Origin of the sequence: Fervidicola ferrireducens (genome assembly GCF_001562425.1) — a bacterium.
Lineage (GTDB): Bacteria > Bacillota > Thermosediminibacteria > Thermosediminibacterales > Thermosediminibacteraceae > Fervidicola > Fervidicola ferrireducens.
In genome coordinates this window covers 1-9,970 of the sequence record NZ_LOED01000055.1, presented here as the reverse complement: position 1 = coordinate 9,970, position 9,970 = coordinate 1, and the positions used below count along the sequence as shown (strand labels likewise).

The following is a 9,970-nucleotide window of genomic DNA, read 5'->3' as shown; positions in this document are numbered from 1 at the left end:
TGGCCATCCCTTCATCTTTAGCTCCATTTAGAAAAAGGTGGTGCAAAATTTCAGAATCGATGGTAATATTATATTGAGCCATTTCTCATCCCTCCAGCTAGGTTTTTGTGTTGGCAATTTAATTCTAACCAGAGGGATGGGGGTGGCTCAATCCCTTTTTACACAATTATATGGACTTAACTGTATTGAGGCCAAGTAGCGGCTTATAATATAAACAAAACTTCATGTATGAGGTGATATATTTTATGTCGCATAATTTTTAATATCAGTAATAAACGAAAGTCGGTCTAGGAACCATTAAAATAGTCCTCACTCATTCTTGTATCAAATTAAACAGGGATAAGAATAATAAATCCTGAATTTTCCAAGAAACAGTTCCGTGTCTTTATTTGAGATAACAACTTGATAACTGCTAATGTTGGCCTGGGAGTAGTTAAGGCATATTTGGCTAACATATTTAAGAAATGCTTGACGCCGATCTTTAACATGATCGAGGATATAGAAGGAGTTTATATATGGCAACAAAAAAATCCTCCGTATTTAGGAGGATTATACTTTCAAAATGCTGGGCCATGTAGGCTTTGAACCCACGACACCCTGATTAAGAGTACGGCCAGGGTGTTTTAAGATTGTGAACAGCGAAAATCCTGACTTCCCCAACAGCAGGCCACCTTCATCAGTACTTGAGTCAAAAACGGGGTTCACGAACCACGACTGCCGCTTTGACAAAGAAGCGGCTTTTTCATTTGTTTAATGTATTTCGACATTTCTCAGTAAATTCCTTCTTGTGCTCGATTTATGCACAGTAACATTTTTAGCTGTTAGCTCAAAAGTTCTGAAATTGTGGGTAAATTTCACACAGAGGTTAAGAAATAACTTTACTCAATCCAATTCAAGTGCAAAAACAGCATTTAGTATACCTTATCTTGCCCTCCTTTCCCGCGGTGGCTGCATACCAATTGCCTCCGCACAATTTCCCGAAAAATTACTCGATTCCGTTCACCGGCTTCCCAAGTGTTTTTGACAGCGGCAATGGCTTCTCGATACTGTTCTAGGGTAATTCCTCCAAGCAGGCTTCTTCCAAGGTTGATTTTGAGACTCAATTACATAGTGGATCGACATCGAAAGTGGGTTCGCGAAAATGTAGTGAAGCGGCTGTAGAAGTTAATAACGAATTTTTCTATGAGTTCAAGTTGATGGGTTGCGAAGGTGAGAGGAGGATGTAATGATGTAATAATGTAATAATTGTGGGTGGCAGATGATTTACTGAAAGGCTTTGAAGATAGCCATGAATGAACGATTCCAGAAAAGCTCTTTTTTTTTAGTTTGAGAAAGAAAAGGTGGTATCTTAATGGTTAAAATGCGGAAAATTGCGAAGGAATGATATACAAAAGGTCTGACGAAAAATGGGGAGGCCAGGTTAGCATTAGCTACCACTCAAAAACCGCAAGCTGAAGCGTAAAAGCGTATACAGAAAGACACGGAAGGAGGTAGGGGAAAAGATAGCAAGGGGCTAATACACGAAATAAAGGAAGGCGTTTTTGGCGAGCCTTCCGATATTACTTTGAAGCCAACTCCTCGAAGCTGGACGGTACTGTTTGATGAGCTGATTAGCCAGTTTCACGTTAGCTTCGATTTCTAATTCATTTACGAGAGTGGGGAGCTTTTTAAGCTCCTTGATAAAGACCTCACAGGTCATCCTAAACACCTCTTATGAACATTATACACCATTCTTTTGACGAAATTGAACCTTATATGATTCAATCCTTTTACAACGAGAAGGTGGAGAAAGGCAGGGCTGATGGGGGAGGCAAAAAAATAAGCCACCTCCACGTATAGTTTTTTGGAAGGTGGCCTGCGTCAACAGTAACTGACTCCCTGTTTTACCACGACCTGACTATGTATGTTGAGAATAATTCTCGAACCCGCAAACCCGCGTACAAAAAAATGGTGGGCCATGTAGGCTTCGAACCCACGACACCCTGATTAAGAGTCAGGTGCTCTACCAGCTGAGCTAATGGCCCACGTTAAACTATGGTGGAGAGAGGTGGATTCGAACCACCGAAGGCGTGCGCCAGCAGATTTACAGTCTGCCCCCTTTGGCCAGCTCGGGAATCTCTCCACGTTTTATGGAGCCGACGATGGGACTCGAACCCGCAACCTGCTGATTACAAATCAGCCGCTCTACCAATTGAGCTACGTCGGCAAAAATTGGTGGGCCCACTAGGACTCGAACCTAGAACCGACCGGTTATGAGCCGGTTGCTCTGACCGGTTGAGCTATGGGCCCTTTCCCTGAACGCAATTTTAAGTATACAATAAAATTGGATTTTCGTCAATACGTTTATGGAAAAAATTTTTTGCCTTAAATTATATTTTACTTATCCCAAATGAAGGAAACGGTCAAGAATTGTAGAAGTAATAAATTTAAAGGGAGGGGTGGAATTTGGAATTGAAAGAAATGCTCATGGAACTGTTGTCCGCAGAAATGCCTTCTGGGTATGAAGTAAAAAATAATACTCGTTTAGTAGAACTTTTTAAAAAGCACTGTAACGATGTGGCAGTGGATAAACTGGGAAATGTAATAGGCAGAAAAGGACCTGAAAATGCAAAAGTAAAGATTATGCTCGCAGCTCATATGGATGAAATCGGTTTGATGGTAAAGCAGATAGACGAAAGGGGGTTTATTCGTTTCTCTTATATAGGAGGTATAGACCCTCGCATACTTCCTGCACAGGAGGTAATAATTCACGGAAGGGAGAAAATTTTAGGGGTAATCGGAAGCAAACCGCCTCACATCCAGGAACCTGAAGAGAGAAATAAAGCTCTTAAATCGGAAGATATGTTTATAGATACGGGCTTATCGGCGGAAAGGGTAAAGCAATTGGTTAGAATAGGTGACGTAATAACTTTTAAAAGAAAACCCGTAGAATTATTGAATGGATGCTTCGCCGGAAACGCTTTGGATGACAGAGCCGGCCTTGCTGCTATACTCTGTTGTCTGGAGGAACTTGATAAACTTCAATTTTCTGCAGAAGTTTTTGCAGTAGCAACTGCACAAGAGGAAGTAGGGTTAAGAGGAGCGATAGTGAGCACATACCACATATATCCCGATATAGGTGTAGCTGTGGATGTGTGTCACGGAAATATGGCGGATGTTGCAGAAGAAGAGACGCAAAAATTGGGCAAAGGACCGGCTATAGCCCTGGGACCTAACATCCATCCCAAGCTTTATGAAAGATTGAAAAATATCGCTGAAGATTATAAAATACCGTATCAATTGAATCCCGAACCATCGGCAACAGGTACCGATGCCTGGGCCATGCAAATAACTAAAGAGGGTATTCCCACCGCTTTAATTTCAATTCCTCTGAGGTACATGCATACAACGGTAGAAACTCTCAGTCTCGAAGACATAAAACTTGGCGGACGCTTGCTGGCGCTTTTCATTTCGTCGGTAGATGAAAAATTTGTGGAGGGGTTAAAATGCTATTGAAGGAATTGACGGAGGCTTTCGGCGTTTCCGGGGCGGAGCATGAGGTAAGAAACATACTGAAGCGGGAGATAAAAAATTTGGCTGAATTCAGAACCGATGCGCTCGGCAATCTTATTTTTGAAAAACCCGGCCTCGAAAAAAAACCTAAGGTTATGCTCGCGGCGCACATGGATGAGGTCGGACTTATGATTACATCTATCGGTAAAAACGGTTGGCTAAAGTTTAACCCGGTGGGAGGAATAGACGACAGGATTCTGGTATCAAAAACGGTGGTCATTGGTCCTAATAAAGTAAAAGGGGTTATAGGTGCCAAGGCCATTCACTTGCAGGAACCTAAGGAAAGGGAAACTGCGTTGAAGTCAAAGAATTTGTATATTGATATTGGAGCAAAAGACAAGGAAGATGCGGAAAAAGTGGTTAAGATAGGCGATTATGCTGTATTTGACTCAAAATATGAAGAGATGGGTGATTTAATAAAAGCCAAAGCACTGGACGATAGAGTAGGATGCTATATAATCACTGAGATACTTAAAAGGAATTATGACTTGACCCTATGCGGGGCCTTTACGGTGCAAGAAGAGATAGGCGCAAGAGGGGCAACAGTGGCGGCTTATACGTTGGAACCTGATATTGCAATCGTATTGGAAGGCACTTTTGCTGCCGACGTGCCTGACACCAAGGAGGAAGGTTACAGTACAACCGTAGGCAGGGGGCCTGCCATTACGTTGATGGATAAAACCTTTATAGCCGATAGAAGGCTTGTAGATAGGGTGCTTCAGGTAGCAGAACAAAACAAAATAGAATGCCAGTTGAGAAGAACTGCTTTTGGAGGCACGGATGGAGGAAAAATTCACATTGCTAAAGAAGGAATACCGACCATTGTCATTTCTGTGCCATGCCGTTATATACATTCACCGGCAAGTTTGGCAAATCTTGGGGATATACAAAATACAATAGCCTTGGTGGACGCCCTTATCAAAGATTTTCAGGAAAGGGGTATATAAACTTATGAAAGAATTGGTGAAGAAACTAACGGAAGCCTTTGGTCCATCCGGCGAAGAAAATAAAATTCGTGAGGTTATACTTGACGAAATAAAGGATTATGCTGATGAAGTCCGGGTGGATGTCCTCGGAAATATAATTGCAAGGAAAAAAGGTGCGGGAGAAAAATTGATGTTGGCCGCCCATATGGATGAGGTCGGCGTTATAGTCACAAACATCGATGATAAAGGGTTTCTGAGGTTTTCAAATATCGGAGGGATTTCGCCGTTTACCCTGATTGGTGAAAGAGTTGTTTTCGAAAATGGGACTGTAGGTGTTTTCGGAATGGAAAAAATGGACGATATTAAGGATTTGAAGCTCAACAAAATGTTCATCGATATCGGCGCAAGGACGAAAGAAGAAGCGCAAAAGAAGGTTCGCATTGGGGATAAAGCGGTATATTACAGAAATTGCGATATAATCGGTGATTACGTTACGGCTAAAGCTCTAGATGATCGAGCCGGCTGTGCCGTGCTTATAAAGGTCTTGCAGAACGTTAAGTCCTCAAGATTTGATACTTATTTTGTCTTTACAGTTCAAGAAGAGGTAGGTTTAAGAGGCGCGAAAACTTCGGCTTTCGGGATAGGACCGGATCTTGCTATAGCAGTAGATGTGACAAAGACCGGTGATACTCCCGAGTCGGAAAAAATGGCAGTAGAGCTCGGCAAGGGGCCGGCAGTGAAGATAATGGACAGGTCGGTAATTTGCCATCCCAAAATAAGAGAAATGCTCATCGATAGCGCTGAAAAAAATAATATTCCTTATCAGTTAGAGGTACTAGAAATGGGCGGGACCGATACGGGCGCGATACATCTAACTAAAGACGGCGTGCCGTCCGGCTGCCTTTCTATCCCGACGCGATATATCCATACACCATCGGAGATGGCGTCAATTGATGACATGGAAAAAGCAGTAGAGCTGCTGCTTTACGTTCTCGAAAAATAATCCGGGGGTTGCCCCCGGATTTTCTTTTTTAAAAAATAAAAATCATGCACGATGCCCTTACGTCTCCCATAAACTTGTAATGATAAGGCAAAAGGAGGCGTAAGGAGTTTGCCATGACCGGACAGTGTCCTTTTTTAAAGGAGTATAAGGTTTTACGGCTTATCGAAAATGAAAATAGAGTTATATTCAGATGCGAACTGGGAAAGGTTTTGTTGAAACCAAAAGATTTAAAAGAAAAGTGGGCTTGCGGGGGCTGTTCGGTCCCTTATGTATTGGAAAGCAGTCCCTGCCGATATCTCAAACCCGGGAAGGATTTTTTGTTTCGAGGCTCGAGTCACACCTTTTTTATTTGCGAATTGCTGGAGATAAAACTCGAAAGCCCCGGTGAATTTTGTAAATTTTATTGTCGGCATTATATTCCTCTTTAAGAAGTCGGCAGGAAAATTAAAGAAAAAATAGAATAATATGTTATGATACCCATGTTATAATACCGAGGAAAGGGGGGCAGTTTAATGAACAGGAAAGAAGCATTACTCCTGCTCTATAAGATAATAAAAAAGAGATTTCTATCCTGGCCGAATATTTATCTTAGGTTTTTGTGTGAAGCAAATATATACGATACCGCTCTTGAATTTGTTCGTAAAAAACTCCTTCAAAATCCTGCATTGGATTTCCTGTGTTGGGGTGGAGTAATTAGTTACTTAAAAAAGGATTTTGGGGAAGCTCTAAATTTCTTTGAAAAAGCTATTTCTTTAGAAGAGTTACCCGAAATACGGTACTTTATCGGGCAAACGTATTTAGATCTGTTGGAATTTGATAAGGCAGAAGAGAATTATATGTTATTACTTGGCGATCCAATCTTAAACATCAAAGCTGTGTACGGGCTTGCTTTGTGCAAATTTAACAAAAGTCAGTATAAGGAGGCTTTTGAGCTTCTTGATGGAATATTACCTAAAGCGGAAGGTAAGGATTATGTAAGGATTCAGAATAAAAAAGGGCTGTGTTTAATGGAAATGGGGCTTCTGGAAGAAGCAAAAAAGTGCTTTTTGGATTGTTTGGAAAAAATACCCGATGACTACAATGCAAAGCTCAATTTGGCTCTGGTGCTTACTAAAACCGGTGAATATGAAAAAGCGGTGGATTTATATAAATCGTCATTAATGCGTTTTCCGCACGACCTTACAACTATAAACAATTTGGCTTTGTGCCTTGCTGCATCGGGTAAATATGATGAAGCTCTTGTTTACTGTGAAAGGGGATTGTCTATAGATCCTATAAACGGGGATTTGCTGATTAACAAGGGGTATTGCTTATATAAGAAAAAAAATTACAAAAAGGCTATCGAATGTTTTAAGGAAGCTGAAAAATTTGTAAAGGACGACATTGAAGTAAAAAATAATTTAGCTCTTTGCCTAATAGCTGTAAAGAAATATAAAGAAGCGCTTGAACTGTTGGATGAGGTTTTGCAAAAAAGAAAAAGCGATGATATACTCATAAATAAAGCCTTTTGTTTGATGAAAATGGGTCTTTACGGTGATGCAGCCGAATGTTGCAAAGAGCTGGAAACGGAAATAGAGGATAAAGCCGAAATTTATACCATGTTAGGAATATGTTTCGAGAAAATGGGAGAAAATGAAAAAGCTGTAGAATATTACAATAAGGCTTTAATTGCTTGATGAGTTAGGGGTGTAAAAAATGAATATTCTCATAACTAATGACGACGGCATTTACGCTGAAGGTCTTTTGATGTTGGCAAGGGAAATTTCAAAAATAGCCAAAGTTACTGTTGTGGCGCCGGATAGGGAAAGAAGCGCTACGGCTCATGCTATTACTATGCACAAACCGCTGCGGGTAGAAAAGGCCGAACTTCGCAATTGTTCGGTGGAAAGCTGGATGGTTAACGGTACTCCTTCGGACTGCGTGAAGTTGGCCCTTGACGCGCTGCTAAACGATGCACCAGACCTGGTGTTATCGGGAATAAACAGGGGACCCAATTTAGGGACTGACGTAATTTATTCCGGAACTGTATCGGCCGCCATTGAGGCGGCAATTTACGGAATTCCTGCTGTTGCTGTTTCGGTGGCAGCCTATGAAAATGTATCTTACGAATACCCGGCTCAGTTCGTAAGAAAGCTGTGCGAGGTTTTGAAAGAAAAACAGTTTCCGAAAGATACCTTGCTAAATGTCAATATCCCTCCTTTAGATGCGGAAGATATAGCGGGGGTATTAATAACTCGTTTGGGAAATAGAAAGTATAAAAATTGCTTTGACCGTCGGCAAGATCCAAGGGGAAAAACATACTATTGGTTGGCAGGAGAGGTAGTGGAAGATTTGGAAGATGAGACTTCCGACGTCTGGGCCATAAAAAACAATTATATTTCAATTACCCCTATTCATTTTGATTTGACTAATTATGAGGTAATTGATAGTATAAAAAAGTGGGAACTCAAGCCGTTATTATGAATCTTTTTAAGAAAGGAAATTATAAATGGAATCAAAACTTGAACTTTTGGCGCAAAAGGAGTTTAATTATCACGATGACCTTTATCAGTTGGTGGATTTTTTGAATAAATCTCTTAAAAAGAAAGGATTCATATTCGGAATTTCTAAAAAAGGGGAAAAGGCTTTAATAACGATTTATGAGACATAGCTTTCACCAAATGGCCTCCTCCTTAATAAGCTAAATATAAAGAGCTTTTAAGGAGGAGGCTTTTTATATGAAAGAGGGATATATAAGACGATTTTTCCCCGGCGGAAATACTTCAAAAGGATATATTTCGTTTTTCGATAATGTGCTTCCGTGGGAAAATGCTAAAAAATTTTTTATAATGAAAGGAGGGCCGGGGGTCGGGAAATCTACTTTCATACAAAAAATAGGGGAGCGGCTAGTCAGAGATGGAATTGACATAGAATTTCTGCATTGTTCGGCGGATAGCAATTCACTGGATGGAGTGATTTTACCGGAATATGGGATAGCTCTTATCGACGGTACGGCCCCGCACATAGTCGACCCTAAATATCCCGGGTGCGTGGAGGAAATTATAAATTTTGGTGATTCATGGGATGAAGAAGGTATAATAAAACATAAAAGTGATATAATTAAATTGCAGAAAGAAATCAGTAGGTGCTATAAAAAGGGATTTGATTATATAAAGACGGCAAAAGTTCTCTACGATGGAATACAGGAAATATATTTTTGGGCCACAGATGAAGGAAAGTTGAACAAAATAATAGAGGAAATAGTTGGCGATATATTCTGCAATGTCACTCGGATTGGGAGGATACCTAGGCAAAGAAAAATGTTCGCGAGTGCTATAACGTCCGGTGGATTGATAAATTTTCTCGACAATAATTTTGGAAATATTGAAAAACGCTATATATTAAAAGGTGAAATTACGTGGGCAAAGGCCAAATTAATTGAGACAGTTTTAAATACAGCTTTGATAAAGGGTTTTGGGGTCGAGGCGTTTTATTGTCCTTTATCTCCGGAAAGAGTAGAACATATTATTATAAAAGATTTAAACGTGGGATTAATAAATTCTGTAGGACCTCATGTTTTTAGTGAAATAAAAAACAACGACAGGTTGATAGATTTTGGCGATTTATTGATTCAACCCGATTTTGAAAAGCACAGAAAGGATGTAGAATTTTCAAGAGAGATTTGTGATCGGCTTTTAGATGAGGCTGTCGAGTGTTTTACAGAGGCAAAAAAGCTGCATGATGAATTAGAAGGTTTTTATGTGGCAAACATGGACTTCGCTAAGATTGACGAGAAATTGGAATATATTTACAAAATATTGATAAATTTAATTGTAGAAAGTGGTTCTGAATAAAAAAGCATTCCTGTAATAAATTGAAATAGCCTTTGCAAACTAAAAACCCTCCTGGTAAAAAAGTAATTGAAGACACCAATCAACCAGGAGGGTGAAAGACATGAACAAAATTGAAAAACTCCTTTTAGTCCATGGTTCAGATTTAATTTTTATCGGTATTGATGTAGCTAAGAAGAGCCACTACGCAAGAATCATAGACCACATCGGCCTCGAACCGGTAAAACCTTTCAAGTTTAATAATAGCAAAGATGGGTACTTTCGTCTAGTCTCAAAAATACTCGAAGCCAAAGAAAAATCGAAAGCGACAAGGGTAATAATAGGCCTTGAACCCAGCGGCCATTACTGGAAGCCCCTAACTTGGTTTCTAAAAGAACAGGGATATCAGGTAGTCCTGGTAAACCCATATCACGTAAAGAAAAGGAAAGAAGAGGAAGACAACAGCCCCACCAAAAACGACCGAAAGGACGCACTAATAATTGCAAAACTCGTAAAAGAGGGTAAGTTTCTAAACTGCCTCTTACCCGAAGGGATTTACGCAGACTTAAGGAACCTTTCGGTAGCAAGAAAGCAGCTAATAAACAAGCTCAACAGCGCAAAAAACAAGCTAATTTCTATCTTAGACGAATACTTCCCCGAATTCGAAGAAGTATTCAAGA

10 protein-coding genes and 4 tRNA genes are annotated in these 9,970 nt (G+C 40.2%); 9 read left to right on the top strand and 5 right to left on the bottom strand.

All coding sequences use genetic code 11. The features are described from left to right. Positions 1 to 1,513: 1,513 nt before the first annotated feature. The gene (locus tag AN618_RS11865; protein ID WP_066355475.1) at positions 1,514 to 1,699 is read right to left on the bottom strand and encodes a hypothetical protein; all 186 of its coding nucleotides are present in this window, start codon (positions 1,697 to 1,699) and stop codon (positions 1,514 to 1,516) included. A 14-nt stretch (positions 1,700 to 1,713) separates the two neighbouring features. On the opposite strand from AN618_RS11865, the gene AN618_RS13925 reads away from it, so the two are divergent. Next, complete coding sequence (locus AN618_RS13925) at positions 1,714 to 1,839, top strand: hypothetical protein (protein WP_281176852.1); 126 nt, start codon at positions 1,714 to 1,716, stop codon at positions 1,837 to 1,839. A 109-nt stretch (positions 1,840 to 1,948) separates the two neighbouring features. Here the strand turns inward: AN618_RS13925 and AN618_RS11860 are convergent. The 4 genes from AN618_RS11860 to AN618_RS11845 all read right to left on the bottom strand — a co-directional run bounded on the left by AN618_RS11860 (position 1,949) and on the right by AN618_RS11845 (position 2,289). Continuing rightward, positions 1,949 to 2,024 (bottom strand) — tRNA-Lys (locus tag AN618_RS11860). Positions 2,025 to 2,035: 11 nt separating this feature from the next. Further along, positions 2,036 to 2,122, bottom strand: a tRNA-Tyr gene (locus AN618_RS11855). Positions 2,123 to 2,130: 8 nt separating this feature from the next. Then, a tRNA-Thr gene (locus tag AN618_RS11850) sits at positions 2,131 to 2,206 on the bottom strand. A gap of 6 nt (positions 2,207 to 2,212) precedes the next feature. After that, positions 2,213 to 2,289, bottom strand: a tRNA-Ile gene (locus tag AN618_RS11845). Between the two features lie 156 nt (positions 2,290 to 2,445). Here AN618_RS11845 and AN618_RS11840 point away from each other — a divergent pair. The 8 genes from AN618_RS11840 to AN618_RS11805 all read left to right on the top strand — a co-directional run. After that, positions 2,446 to 3,495, top strand: a complete 1,050-nt coding sequence (locus AN618_RS11840) for a M42 family metallopeptidase (protein ID WP_066355473.1) — start codon at positions 2,446 to 2,448, stop codon at positions 3,493 to 3,495. Further along, a complete protein-coding gene (locus AN618_RS11835; protein ID WP_066355472.1) occupies positions 3,486 to 4,499 on the top strand; it encodes a M42 family metallopeptidase in 1,014 nt (337 codons plus the stop codon). The genes AN618_RS11840 and AN618_RS11835 overlap by 10 nt, the downstream gene beginning before the upstream one ends. Before the next feature lie 4 nt (positions 4,500 to 4,503). Continuing rightward, positions 4,504 to 5,481, top strand: a complete 978-nt coding sequence (locus AN618_RS11830) for a M42 family metallopeptidase (RefSeq protein WP_066355471.1) — start codon at positions 4,504 to 4,506, stop codon at positions 5,479 to 5,481. 512 nt (positions 5,482 to 5,993) lie between these two features. Further along, the gene (locus AN618_RS11820; protein WP_066355468.1) at positions 5,994 to 7,157 is read left to right on the top strand and encodes a tetratricopeptide repeat protein; all 1,164 of its coding nucleotides are present in this window, start codon (positions 5,994 to 5,996) and stop codon (positions 7,155 to 7,157) included. 19 nt (positions 7,158 to 7,176) lie between these two features. Then, on the top strand, positions 7,177 to 7,944 hold the full coding sequence (surE, locus tag AN618_RS11815; RefSeq protein ID WP_066355466.1) for a 5'/3'-nucleotidase SurE: 768 nt from the start codon (positions 7,177 to 7,179) through the stop codon (positions 7,942 to 7,944). A 25-nt stretch (positions 7,945 to 7,969) separates the two neighbouring features. After that, positions 7,970 to 8,131, top strand: a complete 162-nt coding sequence (locus tag AN618_RS12885) for a YpmA family protein (RefSeq protein ID WP_073257781.1) — start codon at positions 7,970 to 7,972, stop codon at positions 8,129 to 8,131. A gap of 67 nt (positions 8,132 to 8,198) precedes the next feature. Continuing rightward, positions 8,199 to 9,314, top strand: a complete 1,116-nt coding sequence (locus AN618_RS11810; RefSeq protein WP_066355463.1) for a hypothetical protein — start codon at positions 8,199 to 8,201, stop codon at positions 9,312 to 9,314. A gap of 100 nt (positions 9,315 to 9,414) precedes the next feature. Continuing rightward, positions 9,415 to 9,970 (top strand): IS110 family transposase (locus AN618_RS11805; protein ID WP_157081675.1); only part of this gene is annotated, 556 nt, incomplete at its 3' end.